A 23,826-nucleotide genomic window follows, 5' to 3' on the forward strand; every position below is an offset into this window, starting at 1 on the left:
GAAAACCAGGCCATGGACAAGCTTCGTGTCATCCAGTGGACCACGGGGAAGGTGGGGAAGCTGGCGTTGCGGGGGATCCTGGACGATCCGCGTCTGGAACTGGTGGGTGTGTACGCGTGGTCGCCGGACAAGGTCGGTGTCGACGCGGGGACGTTGTGCGGCCGTCCCGAGTGTGGGGTCCTGGCGACGGACGACGTGGACGCGTTGGTTGCGCTGGGGGCCGATTCGGTGCTGTACACCCCTTTCATGGCTGATCTCGACCACGTCCTGAAGTTGCTCGCGGCCGGGACGGATGTGGTCAGCACGAACCTGTTCTTCGATGTCGGCGGAGTCAAGGGGGAGACGAAGGAGCGGTTGGAGGCGGCCTGTTCCCAAGGGGGCAGTTCGCTGTATGTGACCGGTGTGAGCCCCGGGTGGATCAACACCATGGTCACGGCGATGACCGGGGTCTGCCGGGATGTTCGCGCCATCCGCATCCTGGAGGCCGCCGACTGCTCGGTCTACGAGTCGAAGGAGACCTGGGAGGCCATGGGCATCTCCCTGGTCGGGATCACCCCGAAGATCGTCGAGACGGCGAAGCTGTGGATGATGCCGGCCGAGGAAGCCGTGCAGCGCATGGCGCACGCTCTCGAATACAGCCTCGACGACGTCGAGTTCTTCCTCGACTACGCCACCGCCTCGCAGACGGTCGACCTCGGTTACATGACCATCGAGAAGGGCACCAACGCGGCGGTCGAGGTCGGCTGGAACGGCAAGTTGGGCGACCGCACGATCATCCAGATGAAGTTCCGCTGGTTCCTGACGAAACACCTCAACGAGGAATGGGAGTTCAGCGACGACCAGTACCGCGTGATCATCGACGGCGAACCCGGTCTCGACACCCGGATCCGCTTCATCCCGCCGGACCACTGGGGCAACCACGAGTGGGACACCATGACCGCGATGCCCGCGGTCAACGCCGTCTTCAACGTCAAGGCCGCCCGGCCCGGCGTCCTCCACCTCGCCGACGTCGGCCTGCCCCGCGCACCCGCGGGGCAATGGGAAGCCGCCAAAGCGTGAGAGCCGGCGGCGGCGCGACGGGTGGCTGACATCGCACCACATGTGTGGTGCCGACCTGCGCTTTCGTGCCGCTCCGAGAAGACAGCCTGTCGGGGATGAGCTGCCGGACCTTCACGGACAACCAGACGGATTGCCTGACACGGCGGTTCGGGTGATGACTGGGGTTGCCGGCTCGTGGCGGCATGCGGTGACGCCGTGACGTACCGCCGACGGTTTGGCAGGCACCGACAGCGATGTGGAGGTGGCGTCATCGGGGCCCCTGACCAGCGCCGAGTGGCGCTGGGCTCGCGTGGCCGGCGGCCCGGTGGCGCCCTCCCAATCTGGTGGGTGTCTGGTCGGCTCAGGCGTGGGGAGAATGGCCGGTGTGACGGCTTGAAGGGTGCCTGGTCGCGTGGGTACTGGCGTGGGGATCGTCGGTTCATGGAGACGGGCACGCTTATTTTGGTGGGGAGTTCGGGTCGGGCGGGGAGGGTTTGGTCGGGGGGACGGGGGTTTCGCGTTGGCTTCGGTACAGCGTCGTGTGTCCGGTGACCGTTGACGCGCACAGGACGGCGAGCAGGCCCGGGCCCAGCAGTGCGGCGTCGCCGACCATTTCGGTGGCCATGATCAGCACGCCGATCGGGGAGTTGGCGACCGGGCCGAGGCACGCGGCCATGCCCACGACGACGTAGGGCAGTGGCCCGGTGGACGCGGCGTGCAGGTCGACGCCCACGTGCCAGGCGAAGGCGCCGACGCCCGCGCCGACGACCATGCACGGGCCGAAGATGCCGCCGGATCCGCCCGAGCCCACGGTCAACGCGGTCGCGGCGATCTTGGCGAGCGGCATCAGGGCCAGGAGCAGCAGGGGGAAGTCCGCGGCGGTGTCGCGGTCGGTGAGCGCCTGGATCAGGCCGTACCCGGTGCCGGGGACGCCGGGGACCACCAGCCCGAGCAGGCCCACGAGCAGCGCCGCGGCCACGGGCGCGGCGATGCGGGCGGGCAGGGATCGTACGTGTGCCTCGGTGCGCAGATGGACGGCGTAGAACGCGGACGTGTACAGGCGGCCGGTGAGGCCGCACAGCACGCCGGTGGCGGCGAGCAGCGCGAAGTCCGAGGCGGCCCAGGACACGTCGGTCGCGCCGTGGCCGAGCATCGGATCGAACCCGTAGCAGCAGCCGAACGTCAGCCAGCCGGCGCACGACGCGATCAGCGCCTGCGGCAGGATCCGGGTGTCCATGCCCCGCCGGTAGAGGATTTCCGCGCCGAGCAGCGCGGCTCCCAAGGGCGCCCGGAAGATCGCGCCGACACCGGCGGCCAGGCCGATCACCACGGCGGTACGGGCCTGTTCGTGCGACATGCCCGTGCGCCGGGCGATCACCGACCCGAAGCCGGCCGAGATCTGCGCGGCGGGCCCTTCCGTACCGCCCGACCCGCCGGAACCGATGGTCAGTGCGGACGCGATCAGCTTCACGACGGGCACTCGGCCGCGCATACCGGCGGGGTCGTGGTGTGCGGTGTCGATCGCGGCGTCGGTGCCGTGCCCGCGTGCCTCGGGAGCGAGCCATACCGCGAGCAGGGTGGCCACGAGCGCGCCCCCACCGGCCACGAGCGGTACCGCCCACGGCCGTTCGGACCAGGACATGTCGCGTGGCCCGCCCTCGGCGGCCGTGCGGTAGGGGTGGTAGCCGGCGATGTGCTCCAGGATCAGCTCGGAACAGACGTGCAGCAGACCGAACAACGCGACCGCGCCGAGCCCGGCCACCACGCCGATGAGGACGGACGGCGCGATCCAGCGGCTCACGGAGTCGCCGGAGGAGTCGGGGGCCGCACCGACGGACGGGCGGGCCTCGGAGGCGGATGCGGCGTCCGGTGGGGGCACCCGCGTGGGCAACAGCCTTGCCAGCAGCGCCGGAAGCGGCCGAGCCGACTCGTGGTTCGGCTGCCCGGCCATGGGCGCTCACCTCCGCGGGGTCCGTCTCCTGTGTGGGGCGCGCGTCATCGAATCAGCTCGTCTTGGCGGGTACTTGTCCGTCGCGATTACGGCGCCTTCGCCTTCGCAATCTGACCTTGGGGTGACAACGCGAACGTCGGGACAGCGAAGGGAATGCCATGGGCGTCTCCCACGGGGTGGCTTCACGGGTGTGGTGTGCGACGGCCGGATCGCGGCACGTGGGACGCCGCCGTGTGACGCGGCAACTCCGGTGAACGCGGCGGGGATACGTCGGCGCGTCCGACGAACGAACGCGCGTGGTGCGACGGCGGGGTCGGTCCGTTCCTCGCGCGGGTGGAGCCGCGGGGGCGCCGCGTCACGTTCCTCCGGGCATGCGACATGGCACCGGGGACGCCGAGGGGGCGGTCCGGTGCCATGTGCCGTCATGAGGTGGTCACGGTGTGAGCCACCACGGGGTCGCGGTGACGGTGTCGAAAATGCCCCCGAGCAGCGCCTCAGGGTTCAGATGGTCTCCGCATCGGTGGCAGGAGTGTCGAAGTAGTGGCCCGTGTCGAGGTCTTCGAGGAGGCCGGCGGCTCGCCGCTCCCGGTGACCCGACGGGCTCAGGTCACCACGACGCGTACGCGGGCGAGGTTCTGCACCCGCGTATAGGGCGTGCGTGCGTCGCCCTCGCGTTGTGCGGTGGCGCGGATCACCGGGAAGTAGGTGCCGGGTTGGGAGTACGCGTACGTGGCCCGAACCGTCGCCGTCGGTCTGATCCGGTCGATCCCCGCCGCGGTGGGGTAGGTGCCGACGCCTTCGAAGTCCCATTCCGCCGCGACGATTTCACCCGCGCCGGGCGGGGTTTGGACCTCGGCGGTGAACGCCACCTGTTCGCCCACCGCGACGTCGGCTCGCTCGCGCCCGTTGGCCGTCAGCGTGACGACCGGCTGGATTCCCTTGCGGCGAGCCGCGGTTCGCGGGACCTTCACCTGGGCGTCGGCCACGTCGTAGTTCGTCCCGGCGGGTGGCGGCTTGCCCTTCTCGACCCACGCACTCAGGTCCAGTAGCGCCTGTTGCAGCACCCTCAGGTACGGGACGATGCGCGCCTCACCGCCTGCCCGGACCGTCGAGTTGTGCTGCGCGTTGTCGGTGAACCAGAGGCGGAAGCCGTCGTCGAGGCGGTGGCCGAAGGCCTGCCGCGCCTTGCCGCGGTACCAGTCGGCCTGCCAGGGCATGGCGTCGATGTCGACCAGCGACTCCAGAACGATCATCTTCCCGTGGAACCGGCCGGTTTGACGGCCGCCGCCCGCGTTGAAGGCCTGCGTCGGCCCTACGAGTACGTCGCGTTGCGGGTACAGGGGCCTGCCGTCGGGGCCGCGGAACTGGTTCCAGCCGTACATGTCCGGCGTCGGCACCTGGTGGCGGTGGTACGTCTGGAGGGCGAGGAACCACGAGTTGTCGATGCGCACACGGTCGCCCGGGGCGATGCGCGCGACCGCCTCGGGGTCCGCGCCGATGCCGAAGCCGACGGTGGTGCCCTCCACAGTGCCCAAAGGCAGTTCGCTGCCGGACGCCGCGCCGCTGGTGACGACGAGGTCCGCACCCGCCGCGTCCCCGGTCGGGACACCTGTCAGGACCAGTCGCCGGGAGGCGCCGGGCAGGACGTCGACCACCGTGGCCTCGTATCGGACGCGCGCCGCCGCGACCGACGACGACGGGTCCGTGCCGAGGTAGCCCGGCTTGCTCCAGAAGTCGGCGGCGTACGTGGGGTCCAGCCCGCGGACGTTCCCGGCGACCAGCGGAAGGGCCCCTGTGTCCATGGTGGCGTGGTCCCACCAGCCCGGGAGCGGGAATCCGAGCCGGGTCGCCTCACGCAGCGCCCCGCGTTCCTCGGCGTCGAGCCCGGCGTACGGGTCGCCGCTGCCGCCGGGGTCGACGGCATCCAGGATCCCGGCCAACTTGCCCCGTCGGCGGAGGACGCGCAGCGCGTGGACCCGTACCGTGAACATGCTCGGAATCGCGTTCGGGGAGCCCATCACACAGGGCACGCCGCCGTCCCACACGCCCACGGTGTTCTCCAGGGCGGAAACCGTCTGGTACGCGCCGCCGCTGGCGCCGTGGAGGTAGCCGTACGCGCGGTGTCGGCCGTACATCCCCGCGGCGACGACCCGCGAGAACTTGGCCGCGGCCGCGTTGATCCGGTAACCCCACACGGACGGGTCGGTGCCGCCGGACATGATGCCTTCCTCGGCACCGCCCATGTTGGTCCGCACGTGGTACGCGCCATGGGCGAGGGCGAAGCCGACGTCGTCGGCGTCCGCCTCCTCGCTGGTGAAGAGCGGGTACGTGATCTGGAAGAACCGCCCGCGGTACTGCCGCGGCGGAGGCAGATAGAACGCGAATCGGGCGGCGGTGCCGGTGAATCCGCCGCTCACGAACCGGTGGCGCGTCGGTGTGTCCCGCCATGTGTCGACATCGATGAAGGGCCTGTTGTAGCGCGGGTCGTCGCAGTCCTCGGTGATCAGCATCGGCGCCCCGGGCGCGGGCGCCGTGCAGACCCGGGACGCGCCGGGCCGGCCCGGAGTCGGCGGCGCCGCGGCGGCCTCCGGCACGCCGACGGCCCAGGGCACGGCGACACCGAGCGGAAGGACCGCTCCGGCCGCCATGACCTGTCTTCTGGACGGTTCGTGGTCCCTGGGGGTGTTTGGTGTACTCACAGTTCGTGTGACTCCCTGGCCGAGAATCGTGCGTCGGGTCTTCCGATCTGCAGTACTGCGAGAGAATGCGCATTAATCATGGCGCGGCGTCATCCTGCCATCCGCGACGGCGACCAACAAGAGGTGGGCGGGCGCTCCTCGGGCTCGACGGCGGGACGACGCTGTGGGGCTCGCGGGCGGTCGGCGGGACGAGCGGTACGTCGGGAACCGCGCGGGGCGTGCGTCGCACCTGCCCGAAAAGGCCTGCCGTCGAGGGCTGTTCGTGGGGACCGGTCCTCGGCGTCGTGCCGCACTGCCCCCTCACACACCGTCAAATCCCGGAATCTCGCGAGGCGTTGCTATGGCGAACGATGTAAACGAAGGCTGGGTACCAATGCCTGGTGCCGTTCCTGAGCCGCGGATTTGAGTGGGGGAGCCGACGTGTTCCCCAGCCCGGGGACCGTCGGCCGGGCGGTCAGCGTCCCGAGCCCCCGGGCCGCGGTGTCGACGGGGAGGCCGGTGTCGCGGAGGATCCGGCGGTCCTGGTGGACGCGGACCGTGTCGGCGAGGGCGGCGCGCGCCTCGTCGGCGTCGAGCGTGCGTCCCGAATCCCACAGCGGCGCCGCGGCGTTGACGCGTTCGGCCAGCCAGCGGCCGTACTTGTCGATGGTGCTTTCGAGATTGCGTCCCGAGTTGGCGGCCGAGAGCACCGCGTCCTGTGTCCGTTTCAGTCGGCTGGTCGCGCTGTGGAGCGTCGCGAAGCGCTCCCAGCACCGCACCCCTTCGGCGAAATCAGCGCGTTCACCGCGTGGCATCGACCTGATCACTTCCGCTTTGGCGGCTTGGTGGAATTCCGTTGTTTTCGAGTTCCAGAGGGCGTACGCGATGGCGTGGCGGCGGTCGTGGTAGCCGATGAATTCGAGGTCGTAGAAGAACAGGTGCCCGTTCCTCACCCCGAGGTTCCCGTTGTGCATGTCGGGGTGGGTGGGCAGCAGAGGTGCGTCGGGCATGCCTTGCAGTTGTGCGCGCGCGTGCTCCGCGACGTTGCCGGGAAAGCCGAGGCGGCGTGCCACGTATTCGTCCTGAATCATGATCGCGTTCTCGTTCGCCTCGAGTTCGCAGGACATGAGGTCGGCGTACTCCGCACTGGTCCGAGGGGCGTTGCGCTGACCGCTGTAGCTCGGCGAGTGGGTTCGCAGATGCGCGATCGCGTCGGGAGCCAAGGGTGTGTCCGCGTCAAGTCCGCCGGGCAGTTCCACGTCGTCCAGTCTTCGGAAGAACAGCGCGAATTCGCGCGGCAGATGTGAGGCGAACGGTTCTCCCGGCCCGGGGAGCGGGTCCGCACCCGAACGCTCCTGGAGGGAGAACAGGCCCTGGGGATGGGCGTACAGGTATTTCGCCGTGACGGTGCCGAGACCCGCGGCCTCCACCGCCGTGTGGATGTCCTGCTCGTGGTAGATGCGCCAGACGTGGGGGTTCCGTTCCCCGATGGGTGTGGGCATGCGGACGTTGACGTCCTTGCCGCTCTTCGGGTCGGGCACCGCGCAGTTGCTGTTCAGGTGACCGCGCTCGGCGCGGGCGGGGTCCGCCGCGATGATGTCCAGGGCCCGCTCGTGCAGCGACGCCGCCTCGGCGTCGGTGTAGGAGGACTCCGTGGCGTGCCCGTCGGCCGCAGAGGTCACGTTGACGGCGCCGCCCGCCGTGTTGTGTCACGCATCGGGAAACCTCGTCCGCGTCGCTACCGGAAACGGCCGGCTGAGCAATGTAAGGCATCTTGTCTGCCGTTGGAGGAGCGTGTCTGCGTCCGGACTTCCCAAGGGCGGCGTGCGAGACCCAGCATGCCGCCCGGGATACGCAGGCCGTCCGCGACGCGTTCGAAGACCCGTTGATCGCGCACGCGCATGGTGCCCTTGGCGTACTGGCTGACGCGGCTCGGCGTCATCTCGCACAACCGGGCCAGCCGACTGTAGCTGCAGTCCGCGTGCGCGCTGGCCAGGCGAAAGATGGCTCCCACGTCACGTTCCGCACATGCCTCGCGCATCTCGACGGCCGCCAGGAGAGGCGCGGGGAGTACGCCGTGGTCGCGTTCACGCGTCATCGGAGATCCGTTCCTGTCTCTGCGCCCCTCGGCACCGGCTGCCTGGTCGTGCGGGGCCAGGTGACGGTGGGGAAGGCCGGGTGGACACCTCCGGGCGGTGTGGTCGCGTACAGCGCGACGGTGAGGGGGCGAATTCCGCTCAGGCGCTGTTCCGTGTCCTCCCCGTCCTGGGGTATGCCGGTGATGAGGTCCTTCCGCAGGAGGGGTTCCGCGGCGCGGATGTGCGAGCGCACGGTCTTCGTGGCGATCCCCAGGCGCGCCGCGGCGGTGTCGGCGCTGAACTCGGAGAGGACCCAGGCCCGGAGGGTGCGGACGAGGTCGCGTCGGTCGTCCGCCAAGGGGCGGAGCGCGGTTTCGGCCCAGGCTCGGACCCGCGTGTGCGTGAGCAGGTTGTGCAGGGACGCGTCCGCGTCGTCCGTGCTGCTCGCGTGGTGTGTGTGGACGATCTGGATCGCCAGGGACAAGGCGATCCGGTCGAGGGTTCGCTCGGGGTTGATCCCGACGCCGCCGCACACCTGGTTGACGCGTCGTGCCACGGTGTTGCGGTGGACGCCGATGACGCGGGCGGCGGCCGACGTACGGAACTCCAGTGCCATGGCCGTGGCTTCGAGGATCTGTCGGCCTTCCCTGGGCATGCTCAGGATCGGGTGCAGGAACCGGTCGGCCCATGCGCGGGCGGGTGCGGCCGGGAGGATGTCGACGAGGCCAGGAGTGCGCGACGAGGCGACGACCGTGCGCTCGGGATGGTGTGCCGCGCGGGTGAGCGCGTCCGCCGCCTCCGCGTAGGCGTCGCCGACCCCTTCGAGCGGATGGGGCGGGCTGCCCCCGAGGGAGACGTCCGCCGACGCGAACGCCTCGCGCAGCCTGCACAGTTCACGCTCGGCGTCGTGTTCGTGGTGCCGGGGCACGACGATGATGATGTGCTCGTGGAAGGCGGGGCACCGGACGGGCAGGGTGCGGCTGTCGAGCCGCCGTTCCACCTCCGCCATGACGGTGTCGCGGTCCGCCCGTGCGCAGTCGACGATGAAGACGCGGGCGGTTTCGGTGTCGAGCAGGCCGGGGGTGACACCGGCCATGACCCGTTGTGCGTGGATGGCGTGGCCGGTCATCAGGAGTTGGAAGGCGGAGAGGCGGATGCCGCGGACGGCGGCGGCGAAAGGTGCGTCCGCGGGGTGTGGCCGGGGGGCGAGGGCGAAGGCGAGAGCGGTGGCCGCGTGGGTGACGACCGCGCGGTCTGCCCGCGACTGCGGTTCTTTGGTGGCGACGATCAGGGTTTCGTCGGGGGACAGCGGCACCGTACGCGCGAACATGCCTCCCGGAGTGGTCTGGTGCGGGACGTCCGGTTGGTGGGTGACTGATGCCAAGGACAATTGGGCGGCCGGGGGTGCCGCCGCGAGGATGCCGTCGGCGCTGCGGACGACGACGTCCGCGTCCAGCTCTCGGGCCAGGAGTCCGCTGATGTCGGAGGCCGTGTCCGAGGACGGCCTGAGGTGTTCCAGGAGCGCGCCGAGCCGGGCCGAGTGGCGTCGGGCGGACGCGACGCAGAGATCGACGACGGTGCGCGCGAGTTCGGACTCCCACACGGCGAGCGACCGTGTCGAGGTGAGCAGGGGGAGATGGTGCCGGACCGCGGCCTCGCGGATCGCGGCGAGGGACGCGGTGTCCGGAGCGTCCGCCACGAGCAGTCCGGCCGCGCGGCCGACGGAGAGGGTCTGCACGAGACGGTCGGCGGCCCGGAGACGCGCGACCGTGGCGACGATCAGCGCCTTCTCGATGTCGCCCCCGATCCCTGGCTCATCGGGGAGGATCAGGGCGCGGTGCACTTCTCGGTCGGCACCGAATTCCGCGGCTGTGCCGAACTCCGGAATCACGGTCAAGTCGCGTAGTGAGAACATTGTCGGGCCTCCCCCTGCTCCTTGTTCACCGGAACCGAACGAATTGCCCACACATGGTCGTTCCCGTGCGGGCCGTCGAAGGATTTCTTCATCTTCCGGTGGGAGGGGCGAAGTCGGCGGGTGCGTAATCGTACGCCGACGTGAACAGAACGCTGCCGGAAGGGGCCAGGGCGTGCCGAGCGGGCCGGACCGGGTCCGCGTTCCGCAGCGGCGGGCCTGACAAGGACGGGCACGTCGGCCTGGACGGATCGGCGTGCGTGGTCACACGTATTCGCATCGGTGCCGGGCGAATCGACCGGCTATCGGCCCGCCGGGTGAAAGGCGAGGACCGTGCAGCCGTCCTTCGACTGCGGAAAGTGCACGGAGCCGGGAGCGCCCACGATGATGCTGCCCTTGCCGTATTCGCGCTCCCCATCGCCGAAAACCCCGTCCGTGACGACCAGGACCTCGGGCAGGCTGTGGGCATCCTCGCCGAACGCGGCACCCGGCGCGAAAGTCAGCTCCATCACGACGGAGGGATCCTCCGACGTCCCCTCCTTCAGCAGGCGTGCGGTGATCCCGTCGGCCACCCCCGACATGGGCGTGTCCTGTATTGAGGTGACAATGAATCCAGCCGACATGATTGTCCTTCTTTGCGGTGTCACGCCACGGAAATCCGAACCACGCCGAGTGGTTCCAGCTGAGGCGATCAGCACATTAAGGCCTGCGCGGACACCGGGCTACGGCCCTCGTGCACCAAATTTGCCAGGAGAGGGGGCACCCGTGCACCATCTCCGCGGGACACGGCGTCTTCCGTGGATGTCGACGCGTTCGTCCGCGAACCGCAACCGGCCGGGGGGTGATCGCGACGTGGCCTCCCGGTGGCCGGGACAAAGCGACGGTTTCGGCCCGACCCTGCGCGGCGACACCCCGCCCCGGCCCTCTGACGCACCGTATTTCCGTGAACGCGCTCAGGTATGGAAAAGGAAGCGTAGCCATTCGGCGCGGCGGAGCCTTCGCCCAGTGGATAGCGCGGAATAGCCGGGAGTCACAAGATCGAATCGCTTCGGCGGTTCGGGGGACATTCGCCATGGCGCCCGAGGCTCACACTCCCCTGCGTCCGAATGCGTGGCCATGACCGGCGTGTCCATCTCCACCACGTCCTCCGTCAGCGAAATTGTCGACATTCCCGCACCGGATTGGCGGGACCTGATCGGGCCGACGGGGTTCTACGCCGGCCGCGAATGGCTGCGTTCACTCGAACTGGCCCACGGCGCGCACGGCATTCTCACGGCCTCGCGCGACGGCCGTGTCCTCGCCGCGGCACCCACCTGGAATCGCGGAGCCGACGAGGGCCCGCTGTTCGAGCTGCCGCGGATGGCCGGTGGTTTGCCCGGGCCGTGGGACGAGCGGTTCTTGTGGCTCGGCGGACACCGGGTCACCACGAACGCCATTCCGTGCCGGTCGGACCTGAACGTGCGGGCGGATGTACTGGCCGATCTCCTCCGAGCCGCCCGGGCCGATGCCACACGCCGGGGACGCGCCGGTGTCGTATGGCCGTACCTGCCTGCCGCGGCGGCGCGGGAACTCGCCGCGACGTGCGCGTCCGCCCGCGTGATCCTGCATTCCGCCGATGCGGTTCTGAGCGTGCCCGCCGGCGGAATGCCGCAATTGGCGGCTTCGGTCGCGGGCCGCGATCGACGGGGCTGGCATCGTGAGCAGCAGGCTTTCGAGCGGTCCGGCGCCACCGTCGAATGGCATCCTCTGGACGCGTACGTTTCCGAGCAGGTGGCGACGCTCGGGGCCGCGAACCGGACGAAATACGGTGCCGACGGTGGGAGGGCGAGTCTGCGTGCCGCACTGGCGGCCCAGCGCGACGCCGGTGTGACCGCACATGCCGTCGTGGGAGTGGCCCGGATCGGGGCGCGATTCGCTGCTGTCGCGGTGTTCTATCGGCACGGCGGGCGGCTTTTCGGACGCTATTGGGGTGCCGCCTCCGACGCGCCGCCCTTCGCCTATTTCGTCCTGACCATCTACGAAGCGGTCAACTGGGCTGCCCGGCACGGCTTCACACACCTGCACCTCTCCGTCACGGCATGGGAGGCCAAGGTCGCCCGGGGAGCGGTGCTGCACCCGCTGGCCATGGTGGTCGCCCCCGCTCTCGGACGGGACACCTGGTTCGACCCGTCCACGGCCCACGACCACAACGCCCGCTTCGCGGCGTCCTGGCGCGCCCGTTTCGCCTCACGCCCGGCCGCCTTGGATCCGGGATGGCGGGACTGGGAGTAGCGCGGACCGCCGTCAACCGTACGCACGATGCACACAAGGGGTTCCGACACATGATCTACCTCGGCTACACGTTCCGACCGACTCCACACGCGCTGGCGAACCAGTCGGAGTTCTGGTCGTGGGTCCGGGACCGTGAGAAGTGGTTCTACGGCGGCCTCGACATGGTGCTGCGCACCGACTGGTACGTACGCACGATCGGGTCCGACGTGCACTGCGTGGAACACCTGGTCGCCTTCGCCGACGAAGCGGCCTGGGGCGCCTACCGCGCGGCCGTCTCCCAACGCGGCCGGGACAAGGCGTGGGAGGAACGGCGCATCGAGCAGGGGCTCTGGTACGACATCGTCGACTCCCGCATCCTGTCCGACCCTCCCGTCCACCTCGGCCTGACCGCGGGCGACTGACGCGGTCGCCGCGCGTGTGCCGTGCCGGTGCGAGGTCGGTCACAGCGGATACGGAAAGCCACGCTTGCCTCGCACCGGCGCCACGCACACGGGGTGCGGCCGTTCGCCGGGAATGGCAGGGCGCGGCCACGTAAGCACGGGTTCGCCGTTCGGCGAACTCCCCAGGCCGCCGGTGGCCCGGATACGCGGCGGATGTCGCGTGCAGCGGACACTGAAGGGAGGGAACACCCATCGACACCTACGCTCTTCACGCCAAATGCTGCCGAATTCCCTGGTGAGGAGCGGAAGTTCGTATGCGGAACATCGCGATCGAGCGTCTCGACGCGGATCGGGGAGCCGGCATGGGACATGAGATGAGAAGGATTTACGCGGAGGCCTACGAAAAGGCTCCGATCGCGCCTTACATGGACGCGGAGGAATTTCACGCTGTACTTCCGGAGCACTTCTCGAAATCCGGGTACACGCTCATGGTCGCACGTGACGCGGGAGTTCCGGTCGGATTCTGCTACGGGTATCCCGAGAGTCCCGAAGTCTGGTTCGGCGAGCGGTTGTTGCCCCGGATCCCCGACAGGATCGCCGCGACGGCCCGCCTGTTGGCCCTGTGCGAACTGGTGGTCGCCCCCGACCACCAGCGCGGCGGCCTCGGCACCGCGCTGCACGACGCGTTGATCGCGGCGACGCGGCCCGAGTTCACGTCGCTGCACGTGATCCAGGACAACGTCCCCGCGTGGTCGGTCTACACCAGGCTCGGCTACGAGCAGGTGGGCGTCGAACCGGCGAGCGCGCACATGGGCCTCTCGGGGCCGGTGTTCGATGTGCTCGTACTCGATACGTCCGGCGTCGCCGACCGGCCGCGGGGCGGCTGAGGGCAGGTCCACGCGGTCCCCGCGGTCCGTGCGGCCGAGCCGGTCGGCCGTGGGGCTCGCCCCCCGGGGATACCCTCAGTATCGCTAGGCTGTCCGGCCGAGTTCCCTTCTCCGAGGATCCGGAGCCGCCATGTCAGTTCCCGGCCGTGCCGCCGCCGCGGAAGTGCTGGTGCCCGCCGAGCGGCGGGCGCGACGCGTGGCGTCCGATGCGGGCATCCTCCTCGCGATCGCCTGCCTCGTCCTCGTCCTGGAGATCGTGGCGGTATTCGGTGCCGGAGCGCTCTCGGCGGACGGCGTGACGACAACCCTGCGCGAGCCCGGGATCGCCGGATACCTGGGCCTTCCCGGGGCCGTCGTCGTGTTGGGTTCGCCACTCCTGATCCTCTCGTGGCGGGAACGGCCGGCGCTGCGCATCGACGGCGTCGGCATCAGCAGGGTCCGGCGGACTCGGGTCGAGACGGTTCCGTGGTCGGACGTCGAGGCCGTGCGGTTCAGCCGTCGTGGCCGAGTCCTCGTCGTACAGATGCGCGCGGGAAGTACGCTGCCGGATCGCCGGCGCGGCATCGCGCAACACGCGGTCGCCGTGCCGTTCTTCTTACTGGGCAACCCCCGTCGCGGCCGTACCCGAGACCGCCGGGCGCTGGTCGTCGCCGCCCTGGAACGTCTGGCGCCCGGCAAGTACAACGGGAGGACGGGACGGCCCTCAACGGCATCGGAGCGATAGCCCCCGCGGGCGAGCCAGTCGGCGAGTGCCGGGGTGGTCAAATGTGTGTTTCGCTCATGGGACGACCGCCTCGAAGCCCCGAGATCCACGCCCTCGACCACCACCGTGACACAACCCCGCCGCGCCGTGCGGCGGTCGTGCGCCCGGTCGTGCGCAGGGCGCACACCGGGGTGACCATGGAAGAGGACGCGTGGAGCGCTCGGCGACCGGTGCGAGCGCGCGTTCGGGGGCGCGCGGCCGGTTCTCGGGCGCGTCGTGAGGACCCGGGCGCGGCTCACCAGGGGACTTCACCGACCCATCGACCGTCGTACGGACGGAGGCTTCCCGTGCAGGAGCGAACCAACGGCGGGGCACAGCCGGCCGACGGGCCGCACGACGTGGGTGAGCGGGCGGTACGCGATGTGATGAGCGTGGCGCTGGTGACGCTCGCGGAGGACGAGTCGGTCCTGATGGCGTGGGAGATCCTGCAGCGCACCGGCTTCCATCACCTTCCGGTGGTGGACGAGAGCGGGCACTGCCTCGGGTTGGTCGAGCGCTCGGACCTGGCGGTCGCGTGCGCGATGCCCGCCGCGGTGCTGGGGGAGCGGGACGTCGGAAGCCTGGTGGCGGAGCAGGGGCCCGTTCTGGTGCGGGCCGAGGATCCGGTGTCCCGGGCGGCGGAGGTCATGACGGATGCCGGGGTCGACGCCGCGGCGGTGGTGGGTGTGTCGGAGGAGTTCGTCGGCCTGGTGACCGCGCGGGACCTCGTCTCCCTGCTGGCGGGCAGGTCCAGGCGCCGTGTGTCCCCGGCGGGTTCGGGCCCGCTGGTGTTCAGCCTCGAACCGGTGCTGCCTTACCCGTTCGACGAATGAGCGGTCCGGTCGGGCGTCCCGTACGGGAGCGTGTCCTTCGGGCCGGGCGTGCGGACCGAGCGGCTGACGGCGGTCTCACGGTCGAGGCGGGACAGCTTCTCGGGGTTGCGCACGGCGTACAGGCCGGTGATCAGGCCGTTGTCGATGCGCATGGTCAGGACGCTGTCGGCCTCCCCGGCCAGCCGGATGATCAGCGCGGGATGTCCGTTGACCTGTGCCGGACGCAGTGACGCCGTCGCGGCGAGCCAGGCCAGCACGTGGGTCACCCGGCCCGCGCCCACGACGGGAGCCAAGGCGGCCCGGACTACGCCGCCTCCGTCGGTCAGCAGCACGACGTCCGGAGCGAGGATGTCGAGCAGACGCCGCATGTCGCCCGTTTCGACCGCTTGCCGGAACGCGTCGAGCGCGTCGCGGGCCTCCGCCGGGGGGACGGCCTCGCGCGGTCGGCGCGCGGCGACGTGGGCCCGCGCGCGGTGGGCGATCTGGCGGACCGCGGCCGGGGTCTTGTCGACGGCGTCCGCGATCTCGCCGTAGCCGAGCTCGAAGACCTCGCGCAGCACGAACACCGCCCGTTCGGTCGGCGTGAGCGTCTCCAGCACCAGCATCATCGCCGTCGAGACGCTGTCGGCCAGCTCGACGTCCTCGGCCACGTCGGGAGCGGTCAGCAGCGGCTCGGGCAGCCAGGGGCCGACGTAGGACTCCTTGCGGCGGCGGAGCGTACGCAGCCGGATCAGTGCCTCGCGGGTGGTGATCCGGACCAGAAAGGCACGCCGGTCCCGGACCGCCCCCAGATCGACCCCCGCCCAGCGCAGCCAGGTCTCCTGCAGGACGTCCTCCGCGTCGGCGGCCGAGCCGAGCATTTCGTACGCCACGGTGAACAGCAGGTTGCGATGGGCGACGAACGCCTCGGTGGCGGGGTCCAAGGGGCCGTTGCGAGCGAGCCGTGCGGTGTCGGTGGATCGCTCGCTGCGCTGGCTCATGCCCGGGCTCCTGCCTGTTCTCTCTCGACCGTGTCGGGCACAAGATGCCGGAGGCCGCCGTGTTGTGACACCCGTGATCCATGGCCTACGTCACACCGCGGCGTTGTCACGGGGACGGGGTCCGCGGCATCTCCATGGTCGTCACGATGCCGGGCGAACGAACCGCGCGGCGGGCGGACCGCACGAGTGAGGACGAAGCCATGGAACCCCGTCTCGACCTGATGGCCAATCAGATCGGTGCCAAGGTCAGCAAGCGGATCTACAACGTCAACCTGGCGATCCGGGAAGCGTCGCTGCCCCCGTCCCTTCAGGAGCTGGTGGAGCTGCGCGCCAGCCAGATCAACGGCTGCGGCTGGTGCGTCGACGTCCACACCCAGGAGGCCGCGGCTGCGGGCGAGACCGCGGTCCGGATCAACCTCGTCGCGGCCTGGCGCGAGTCGACGGTGTTCACCGAGGCCGAGCGGGCCGCACTGGCCCTCGCCGAGGAGGGCACCCGGCTCGCCGACGCCCACCAGGGCGTGTCCGACGAGACCTGGGCCCAACTGTGCAAGCACTACGACGAGGACCAGGTCGCGGCACTCGTCAGCCTGGTCGCCATGATCAACGCCGCCAACCGCCTCGGCGTGATCACGCGCATGGGCGGAGGCTCCTACCGGCCCGGGATGTTCGCCGCCCTGGAGAGCTGACCGGTACGGGGACCGCGGCCCGGACCGGGGGTGATCCGGGCCGGGCCGCGGCCTCCGGGACGACGTGTCGAGGCCGGACGCCGTCATGCGGTCGGCGCGCCGGCCGCCGCTCCGGTGCGGCTCGACGACCGCGAACCGGAGCCGGCCGTCTTCGGGCCCGCACACTCGGCGCCGGTCGACCCCCTGTCCGACGACGCGGAGGAAGGCGGCCGACGCGAGGGTGCCGCCGTCACAGGGCGTCGCCCAGGAACCGGACGATCTCCGCCTGGGCCGCTTCGGCCTGGGGTTCGAGGCCGGGCAGGGTGAGGAACGCGTGCTTCGCGCCCGGGTATTCGGAAAGCCGCACGGGTGTCCCGGCCTCGCGCAGCCGCCGGGCGTAGCCGCGGCCGTGGTCGGCGACCGCGTCGTGGGTGGGCACCACCACGAGCGCCGGGGCGAGCCCGCTCAGGTCGTCCGCGTAGATCGGCGACAACGCGCCGGGGTCGGTGCCCGGCGGGACGGCGAGCCGCCGGAAGTACGTCAGTTGTGGGTGCACCGGGGCGGGGCTGTGCCCGTATTCGGCGACGGAGGGGTAGTCGAACATCGTCGCGGTGACGTCGGCCGCGGGGTTGACCAGCACCTGAGCCCTGAGCCGGAGGCCGGCCTCCCGGGCGCGGATGGCCGTGAGGGCGCTGATCAGCGCGCCGCAGCTTTCGCCGAAGACCGCCGTGCGCGCCGGGTCGACGCCCCACCACGCGGCGTGCCGCAGCACGTGGGCGAGGACGTCCCAGCCGTCGTCGGCGGCGTGCGCGAGCGGGCTGTCCGGGGCGAGCAGGCGGTGCTCGACGGAGACGACGAGAGCGGGCAGCCGGGCGGCGAGGCGGCTGTTGGTCCAGTCGCACTGCACGGCGGTGCCCACGAAGCCGCCTCCGTGGACGTGGATCACGAGGGGCAGGTCGGTACGGACCGCGTCCCCCGCCGGGCGGTACACCCGGACCGGCAGGTTGCGCCCGGGCAGCGCGATCTCCTGCCAGGCGATCGCGGCGCCGGGGTCCGGCTCCCCGAGGATCGCCCGCGCCGCGGCGGAGGCCCGGAAACGGTTCTCCGCGTCGCGGTAGGCGACCAGTTCCTCGGCCGTGATCGCGGCGAAATCCGGCTCCGGCGGCCGGGGCGCGGCGGTGGTCTCGCTCATGTCCGTTTCTCCTTTCCCGGCCGGATGCCGGGGTGCGCCGTGGGTGGGGCTTGGTGTTGCCACCATTATGCACGCGGTGCGTGCATCAACAAGTGCAACGACGAGTGCACACCAGCGTGCCTCGGCTAGGCTGAGTCCCGACGAGAGGGGCGCGATGACGGGCCGACGACGGTGGTCGACCGAGGAGATCCTGGACACGGCAGCGGAACTGCTGCGCACGAGCGACGCCGAGTCGTTCAGCGTGCGCAAACTCGCCGCGGTGCTCGGGACCGACTCCTCCAGCCTCTACCGGCACTTCCGCAACAAGACCGAACTGCTGCGCGCGATCGCCGACCGGGTCCTGCTGGCGACGATGGACGGCCATCGCCCCGAGGGCGACTGGAAAGAGCGCGTCACCGCCCTGGCCCTGCGTCTGCGCGAGGCGTTCGGGGAGCAGCCGCAACTCGCCGCGATCTGGGGACGCTACGGGTCCGGCGGCGCGGGATCCCGGCTGGTCATGGAGGAACTGCTCCAGGCCCTGCGCACGTCGGGACTCCCCGATCGGGAGATTCCCGTGTGCTACCACCGCATCGCGGTCCTCCTGGCCGCGCTGATCGCCTCCGAGGCCGGCATCAGCACCATCACGCCCGAGGAGTACGAACAAGGCATGGAGCAGTTCCGGGTCGCCGTGCTCGGCGCCGATCCCGAACGCTTCCCCGCCCTGGCCCACTTCGCCCGCGACATCCGCCCGCTCGGGGCCGACCGCCGCGCCGCGTTCGAGGCGATCCTCGCCGCCCAACTCGACCACATCGAGGCCAGGATCCCCTGACCCGCGGGGGCGCGACGGGAGGCGATCCGTCGTCGCGGCTCCGGCCGCCGCGGACGGCGGCCGGGGGATTCCGCGTCGTCCGCCGCGGCGTGTCAGGGCGCCGGGACACGCGTACGCGTCCTCGACGCGGTCCGCGCGACCGGCCGCGCCCTCGGCGCCGTCGTGCGCCGCGGCGTGTCAGGGCAGCGCGTCGAGTTGGAGGTGGAGCGCCGCGGTGGTGCGCGCGGTGTCGCCGGTGGCCAGCAGGTCCAGCAGCGCACCGCGCAAGACGGCCAGGACGAGGGTGCGCTGCGTGCGGCCCGCCTCGTTGGCACGCAGCTCGGCGGGTTGGTGTTCGGCGAGCAGCGCCAGCCAGTCCTCGACCGTGGCGCGGGCGAAGCCGGCCCACGGCCCGTCCGGGTCGATCAGGGAACGGGCGTAGCTCTCCACCCACAGCCGCAGAAGGGCCCGGTGCGCGTCGTCGGACAACCAGTCCCACAGCACGCGTGCCGCCGCCCCCACGCCCTCCGTTCGCCCCACCCGGTCGCCGGCGTGCCGGAGGGCTTCGAGCTCACTCGCGCGGGCCCGCGCGAGCAGGGAGCGGATCAAATCGTCCTTGCTGCCGAAGAGGTAGAGCAGCACGCGGGGGCTGGAGCCGATCTCCTCGGCGAGCGGGCGCAGCGACAGCTCGCCCAGGCCACTGCGCAGCGCGTACGCGTAGGCGGCTTCCAGCAGTTCCTGCCGGCGCGGGGACGGGGTTGTCTCGGAGCGGGTCACCGGTACAGTCTACTGAAACAGTCGTTTCAGTAGGGGCGTGTGATCATGACGGCAGAACGCGAGGCGGTCATCCGGCCGCTGGGCCGGCCGGGCGACCTCGGCTGGGTCGCGATGAGGCACGGCGAGCTGTACGCCGCGGAACTCGGCTTCGGCACGGACTTCGAGGCGTTCGTCGCCCGGGTCGCCGCCGACTACGACGCCGACGACAGCGGCCCGAAGGCGGCCTGGATGGCCGAGGTCGACGGGGTGCCGGCGGGCTCGATCTTCTGCGTCCGCGCGGACGACCGCACCGCCAGGCTGCGGCTGCTCATCGTCGATCCCGCGGCCCGCGGCCTCGGTTTGGGGAGCCGCCTGGTCACCGAGGCCCTGCACTTCGCCAGGGACGCCGGCTACGAGGCGATGACCCTGTGGACGCTCGACAAGCTCGGCCCGGCCCGGCGCATCTACGCCAGGCTCGGCTTCGAGCTGACCGCCCGGACGCCGCACGAGGACTACGGCAGCGGCCTGATGGATGAGACCTGGCAGCGCCGCCTGTGACCCTCGCGGCGACGGGCGTTCCGTCCACGCCGACGGCCACCGGGCCGACACCCGCGGCAGCCCCCGACGCCAAACCGCTGCCGCGGGTCACGGGGACACCGTGACGACGACCGAGTGCGGCTGCGGTGCCTTCGTCCACGTGGCGGCCGGGACGCCGTCGATCGTGCGGCTCAGGCGGCCGTCCGGGTGCAGCGTCAGCTTCCCGGTGGTGAACGAGGCCGGGACGTCGAACACGAGCGGCGTCGAGGTGCGCGTCCACAGGTTGATGGCGCCCGGGGTCGTGCTCACGCCGGGGACGACCGAGCCGTCGGGCAGCGTGAGGGTGAGCAGGCTGTCGGCGTCGCGCGCGTATGAGACGCCCAAGCCGGCGACGCGGGCCTCGTACTCGGCCTTCGGGAAGACCAGCCAGGCCCGGCCGTCGTCGGCCCAGCCGAGGCCCGGCGCCCACGGGTCGAGGGAGCCCGTGCCGTCGGTGATCTCGAAGGTGCTGATGACCTCGCAGTCGGAAAACGACCCGGTCGGGGTGGGGATCGGCGCGTCGCACGCGGCGTCGTCGGTCAGTTTGGCGTCGGCGGCCGGGACCGACGCGGTGCGCACCGGATAGTAGCCGGCGACCGCGTCCGGTCCGCGCCGGCCGGTGCGCATGTCGAAGGACTGCGTGCGCCCCGCGTCGGTGACCACGAGTTGTGCGCTGTGCCCGACGGGCACGCTCACCAGGTAGCCGCCGCCGAAGGACGCTTCGTCCGGCAGCGCCCGGGGCTGCCCGTCGACGACCACGGTCGTGGTGACGTCGACGTTCGAACCGTACTCGGGCATCTGCGGATCGGGGCTCTCGAACAGCGCGACGAACTCGTATCCCGGTGCCGCGTCGAGGTCTTCGGCGCCGGGAATGAGCGAGGAGGTCGTCTTGGCGACGGCGGAACCGGTGAAAAGGTGCCGGAAGTGCGGGCCGGCGAACGTCCCTTCGGCCGGGGCGATCTCCTGGATACCGTCCCCGGAGTAGGTCGCGTCGTCGATGCCCGTGGCCACGAAGTCGGCCGGCTCGGCGGGCCCGTCGGCGTGCTTGCCCGATCCGCTGTCGCAGCCCGCCGCGCCGCCGACCACCAACAGCACCGCCCCGATCGCCGTCCAGACCCTCATGCCCTCAGCAACTCCTTCATCATCCGTACCGCCGGGTCAGCCTAGGTGCCGGGGCGCGCGGGCGCGGGGGCGGGGGCGGTCGCAAGTCACGTGTGGAAGCCGCGGGTTCGGGTGGGACGGCGTTCTCCGGTCGAGGAGTCGCGGTCGTCCACGGCCGCCGGGAGCCGGGGTTCAGCGGAGGTCGTCCGCGCTCTTTCCGACATCGGCCAGTGTCCCCGGGGTGCCGTAGTCGCCGGTCAGCCTGTACGCGGGGATGCCGCAGCGGTACGCGCCCTGGTTCGGGGTGAAGTCGGCCGGCCGCCAGCCGCCGGGAGTCGCCTTCTCGATGTTCATGCACGTCGCCGGGCCGTCCTGGACGGACAGGTCGACGGGTGCCTGCAGGCCGCCCCCGGTCCACGCGTGTTCGGAACGCGCCGCGTCGACAAGGCACTTGCGGGTGAGGTCGGCGCCGCAGCTCGCGGCCGATTTGGCGAACAGCAGCCAGGCCGAGAAGGCCTTCACCGCCGGCCACGTGACCTGGGCCCCGGGTGCGTACGCGGCGAACAGGTCGACGACGTGCCGGACGGCCCGGTTGTCGGCGGCGAGTTCCAGGGGATGGGTGCCGCCGATGTCGGCCAGGTTGTTCTGCGCCGCGAGCACCGCGGGGCCGGCGACCTCCAGGAAGGGTCTGCCGTAGGCGTTGTTGTTCGCGTCGATCCAGTCCAGGCGGTAGTCCATGGTGGTCAGTTCCTGCTCCAGTTTGGCCAGGGAGCGGAAGTCGCCCATCCAGATCAGGCCCCTGACCCCCTTGTTCTTGATGGCCTGCGCGTAGGGCGTCCAGTTGGACACGCCCGCCGCCGGGTACAGGTCGGTGTACGACATGGGCGTGCCGCGTGACCGGAAGAACTCCGCCCGGGTGTCGATCGCGACCTTGGTGACCGGGGAGTCGCCGGCGATGATCCCGACCGCGTTCGCCGATCGGGGGTACGCCTCCTCGACCAGCCACGTGTAGAAGCCCGCGTACCGGAAGTAGGACGGGCCGCCCGCCTGGACGGTGAGTTGGAGGTCCGATCCCTCGTTGTGGCGCTGGCTCGTCTGCGCGGGGAAGTCGGGCAGCAGGCAGGACAACCGCTCGTCGGTGCCGGTGCCGTCGAGGGCGGCGCTCCCGCCGACGAGTGCGAAGTCCTCGCCGCACGCCTCGATCATCCGTTGGCGGACCTCGAGCATCTTGGTGTCGCGGACGGTCGCGTCGATCCTGCGCCCGCCGATGCCGCCGAGGTCGTTGCACCAGCCGGTGAACGCCCGGGTCGCGTCCTCGTATTCGTGGTTCTTGGTGAAGCCCACGTCGGACAGCACACCGACCTTGATCTTCGTGGCGGAGACGCCTTGGGCCGGCGACCCCGTCGGGTTGCCGGGGCCGCACACGTTCCTCAGGTCGCCGAAGTCGGACGACGCGGTGACGCCGCCCGGCTGCGGCGCGGCTGTGCCGTCGCGCGGCTCGGGTCCGCCGCCCCGGTCGGCGCAGCCGACGGCGAGCAACGCGGTCGCCACGGCCAGGGCGGTGAGGGTGGTTCGTGCGGATCTCGACACGGGTTGCCTCCTCGATCCGACGACCGGCGCCGGGGACGACGACGGCGGGGGAGACACCCGGCGCGGACAAGCGAGCGGTCGTGCCGCGAGGAGTCGGCGTGGATCGGGGCCCACGGTCTGCGGTCCACCCTGGCTGTGCTCGTGGTTCGTCCTCGGGCGTACAAGCCGGATCTTCGGCGCGGCCACTCGTGTGACGGTCGGGTGGGCCCCGGCATCAACCGGATAAATAGTTTACTAGGTCGCAGCTATAAGGCTAGCTTATCGGCGAATAGGGCACAAGAAGGCGGTTTTCGCGTCGCGGGGGGCTGTCGGGCCGTCGTTCGCGCGGTTGGGCGCCTCGTGGACGCGTGCGACGTGTGCGGGGAGTTGCGGCGGCGTACCGGGGGCGCGGCGCTCGTGGGGCGGCGTCGTCGCGTGGCGGTCGTCGGCAACCCCGGCTTCTTGACCTCAAGTTGAGTTCAACTTCTAGTGTCGGTCGCGACGAAGGGAGCTCGGCTGTGACGACACTCGTGACAGGCGCCACCGGGAACACCGGGCGGCATGTGGTGGCGGAACTCGTACGCCGTGGGGAGCGCGTTCGCGCGCTGACGAGGAATCCGGCCGCGGCGGTGGGGAGGTTCCCCGCGGCGGTGGAGTTGACGGCCGGCACGCATACCGAGCCGGAAGGACTGGACGCCGCCCTCGACGGCGTCAGCCGGTTGCACATCACGGTGACGGCGGGACTCGCGGAGGTGGGGCCGGAGTTGGTGCGTCGGGCCGTCGACGCGGGGGTGCGGCGCATCACCGTCGTGTGGGGCGGTTGGGTGGGGCCCGTCGAACAGGCGGTCGCGGACTCGGGAGTGGAGTGGACGCGCCTGGAGCCACAGGAATTCATGTCAAACGCGCTCACGTGGGTGGACTCGATCCGGGGCGAGGGAATCGTGCGCGAGCCGTACGACATCCCCAGCGCCGTTGTCCACGAGGCCGATATCGGGGAAGTCGCCGCCGTGGCACTGCTCGACGGCGGGCACGCGGGACGGGCGTACAACCTCACCGGACCCGAGTCGCTGACCACGCGTGAACGGCTCGTCATCCTCGGGAAGGCCATCCAGCGCGACATCGCCTTCGTACCGATCACCCGCTCCCAGGCCATCGACAGGCTGACGGCCACCGGGGTGTCGCCAGCGGACGCGGAATACGTCATCGGCTGGTACGGCGACCCGCCCGCCGCCGCCGGGACCGTCGTCGACACCGTCGAAAAGGTCGTCGGCCGTCCGGCAAGGACGTTCGAACAATGGGCGGCCGAACACGCGGCCCGGTTCCGCGAGGACGGCGTCGCCGCCGACTGACGGCCCGCGATGCCGGACGGCCCCGGGGGTTCGTGCCCGACGGCGCGAACCCCCCGGGTGACGCGCGGAAGGAGCGATCTC

At 71.1% G+C, this 23,826-nt stretch carries 21 protein-coding genes; 10 read left to right on the top strand and 11 right to left on the bottom strand.

What is annotated here, in order from left to right:
- Window positions 1-12: 12 nt before the first annotated feature.
- Window positions 13-1,059: an NAD(P)H-dependent amine dehydrogenase family protein gene (locus tag LO772_RS32780; RefSeq protein ID WP_231775660.1), complete on the top strand. Its 1,047-nt coding sequence runs from the start codon at window positions 13-15 to the stop codon at window positions 1,057-1,059.
- Between the two features lie 436 nt (window positions 1,060-1,495).
- On the opposite strand, the gene LO772_RS32785 is transcribed toward LO772_RS32780, so the two are convergent.
- From LO772_RS32785 to LO772_RS32810, 6 genes are all read right to left on the bottom strand, one after another.
- Window positions 1,496-2,989 carry a chloride channel protein gene (locus LO772_RS32785; RefSeq protein ID WP_231775661.1) on the bottom strand — a complete coding sequence of 498 codons (1,494 nt, stop codon included), beginning with the start codon at window positions 2,987-2,989 and terminating at the stop codon, window positions 1,496-1,498.
- A gap of 602 nt (window positions 2,990-3,591) precedes the next feature.
- A complete protein-coding gene (locus LO772_RS32790) occupies window positions 3,592-5,637 on the bottom strand; it encodes a PKD domain-containing protein (RefSeq protein ID WP_231775662.1) in 2,046 nt (681 codons plus the stop codon).
- Between the two features lie 389 nt (window positions 5,638-6,026).
- Complete coding sequence (locus tag LO772_RS32795) at window positions 6,027-7,349, bottom strand: hypothetical protein (RefSeq protein WP_231775663.1); 1,323 nt, start codon at window positions 7,347-7,349, stop codon at window positions 6,027-6,029.
- 56 nt (window positions 7,350-7,405) lie between these two features.
- Window positions 7,406-7,681, bottom strand: coding sequence for a helix-turn-helix domain-containing protein (locus LO772_RS32800; RefSeq protein WP_231775664.1), 276 nt, complete (start codon window positions 7,679-7,681; stop codon window positions 7,406-7,408).
- Window positions 7,682-7,761: 80 nt separating this feature from the next.
- Window positions 7,762-9,636 carry a helix-turn-helix domain-containing protein gene (locus LO772_RS32805; protein ID WP_231779797.1) on the bottom strand — a complete coding sequence of 625 codons (1,875 nt, stop codon included), beginning with the start codon at window positions 9,634-9,636 and terminating at the stop codon, window positions 7,762-7,764.
- Between the two features lie 323 nt (window positions 9,637-9,959).
- Window positions 9,960-10,280, bottom strand: coding sequence for a cupin domain-containing protein (locus LO772_RS32810; protein WP_443089340.1), 321 nt, complete (start codon window positions 10,278-10,280; stop codon window positions 9,960-9,962).
- 493 nt (window positions 10,281-10,773) lie between these two features.
- On the opposite strand from LO772_RS32810, the gene LO772_RS32815 reads away from it, so the two are divergent.
- The 5 genes from LO772_RS32815 (at window position 10,774) to LO772_RS32835 (ending at window position 14,770) form a co-directional block, all read left to right on the top strand.
- Window positions 10,774-11,928, top strand: a complete 1,155-nt coding sequence (locus LO772_RS32815) for a peptidogalycan biosysnthesis protein (RefSeq protein WP_231775666.1) — start codon at window positions 10,774-10,776, stop codon at window positions 11,926-11,928.
- Window positions 11,929-11,978: 50 nt separating this feature from the next.
- Complete coding sequence (locus LO772_RS32820) at window positions 11,979-12,329, top strand: hypothetical protein (RefSeq protein WP_231775667.1); 351 nt, start codon at window positions 11,979-11,981, stop codon at window positions 12,327-12,329.
- A gap of 353 nt (window positions 12,330-12,682) precedes the next feature.
- A complete protein-coding gene (locus tag LO772_RS32825; protein WP_269453256.1) occupies window positions 12,683-13,195 on the top strand; it encodes a GNAT family N-acetyltransferase in 513 nt (170 codons plus the stop codon).
- Between the two features lie 130 nt (window positions 13,196-13,325).
- Window positions 13,326-13,919, top strand: a complete 594-nt coding sequence (locus tag LO772_RS32830) for a PH domain-containing protein (RefSeq protein WP_231775668.1) — start codon at window positions 13,326-13,328, stop codon at window positions 13,917-13,919.
- Between the two features lie 326 nt (window positions 13,920-14,245).
- On the top strand, window positions 14,246-14,770 hold the full coding sequence (locus LO772_RS32835) for a CBS domain-containing protein (RefSeq protein ID WP_231775669.1): 525 nt from the start codon (window positions 14,246-14,248) through the stop codon (window positions 14,768-14,770).
- Here the strand turns inward: LO772_RS32835 and LO772_RS32840 are convergent.
- Entirely contained in the window at window positions 14,752-15,750 is a 999-nt protein-coding gene (locus LO772_RS32840; protein WP_231775670.1) for an RNA polymerase sigma-70 factor, read from the bottom strand. The two genes, LO772_RS32835 and LO772_RS32840, sit on opposite strands and share 19 nt — an antisense overlap.
- Before the next feature lie 200 nt (window positions 15,751-15,950).
- Here LO772_RS32840 and LO772_RS32845 point away from each other — a divergent pair, with 200 nt between their 5' ends.
- The gene (locus LO772_RS32845; protein ID WP_231775671.1) at window positions 15,951-16,436 is read left to right on the top strand and encodes a carboxymuconolactone decarboxylase family protein; all 486 of its coding nucleotides are present in this window, start codon (window positions 15,951-15,953) and stop codon (window positions 16,434-16,436) included.
- A 229-nt stretch (window positions 16,437-16,665) separates the two neighbouring features.
- Here LO772_RS32845 and LO772_RS32850 read toward each other — a convergent pair whose 3' ends face one another.
- The gene (locus LO772_RS32850; RefSeq protein ID WP_231775672.1) at window positions 16,666-17,607 is read right to left on the bottom strand and encodes an alpha/beta hydrolase; all 942 of its coding nucleotides are present in this window, start codon (window positions 17,605-17,607) and stop codon (window positions 16,666-16,668) included.
- A gap of 154 nt (window positions 17,608-17,761) precedes the next feature.
- Between LO772_RS32850 and LO772_RS32855 the strand changes: the two genes are divergently transcribed.
- A complete protein-coding gene (locus tag LO772_RS32855; protein ID WP_231775673.1) occupies window positions 17,762-18,415 on the top strand; it encodes a TetR/AcrR family transcriptional regulator in 654 nt (217 codons plus the stop codon).
- A 177-nt stretch (window positions 18,416-18,592) separates the two neighbouring features.
- On the opposite strand, the gene LO772_RS32860 is transcribed toward LO772_RS32855, so the two are convergent.
- Window positions 18,593-19,171, bottom strand: coding sequence for a TetR/AcrR family transcriptional regulator (locus tag LO772_RS32860; protein ID WP_231775674.1), 579 nt, complete (start codon window positions 19,169-19,171; stop codon window positions 18,593-18,595).
- Window positions 19,172-19,216: 45 nt separating this feature from the next.
- Between LO772_RS32860 and LO772_RS32865 the strand changes: the two genes are divergently transcribed.
- Entirely contained in the window at window positions 19,217-19,708 is a 492-nt protein-coding gene (locus LO772_RS32865) for a GNAT family N-acetyltransferase (protein WP_231775675.1), read from the top strand.
- A gap of 87 nt (window positions 19,709-19,795) precedes the next feature.
- On the opposite strand, the gene LO772_RS32870 is transcribed toward LO772_RS32865, so the two are convergent.
- Together LO772_RS32870 and LO772_RS32875 are read right to left on the bottom strand one after the other, a co-directional pair.
- Window positions 19,796-20,848 (bottom strand): hypothetical protein, encoded by a 1,053-nt coding sequence (locus LO772_RS32870; RefSeq protein WP_231775676.1) that lies wholly within the window; start codon window positions 20,846-20,848, stop codon window positions 19,796-19,798.
- A gap of 171 nt (window positions 20,849-21,019) precedes the next feature.
- The gene (locus tag LO772_RS32875; protein WP_231775677.1) at window positions 21,020-22,417 is read right to left on the bottom strand and encodes an ABC transporter substrate-binding protein; all 1,398 of its coding nucleotides are present in this window, start codon (window positions 22,415-22,417) and stop codon (window positions 21,020-21,022) included.
- A gap of 497 nt (window positions 22,418-22,914) precedes the next feature.
- Between LO772_RS32875 and LO772_RS32880 the strand changes: the two genes are divergently transcribed.
- On the top strand, window positions 22,915-23,745 hold the full coding sequence (locus LO772_RS32880) for an NmrA family NAD(P)-binding protein (RefSeq protein ID WP_231775678.1): 831 nt from the start codon (window positions 22,915-22,917) through the stop codon (window positions 23,743-23,745).
- Window positions 23,746-23,826: the final 81 nt, after the last annotated feature.

The organism is Yinghuangia sp. ASG 101 (assembly GCF_021165735.1).
GTDB lineage: Bacteria > Actinomycetota > Actinomycetes > Streptomycetales > Streptomycetaceae > Yinghuangia.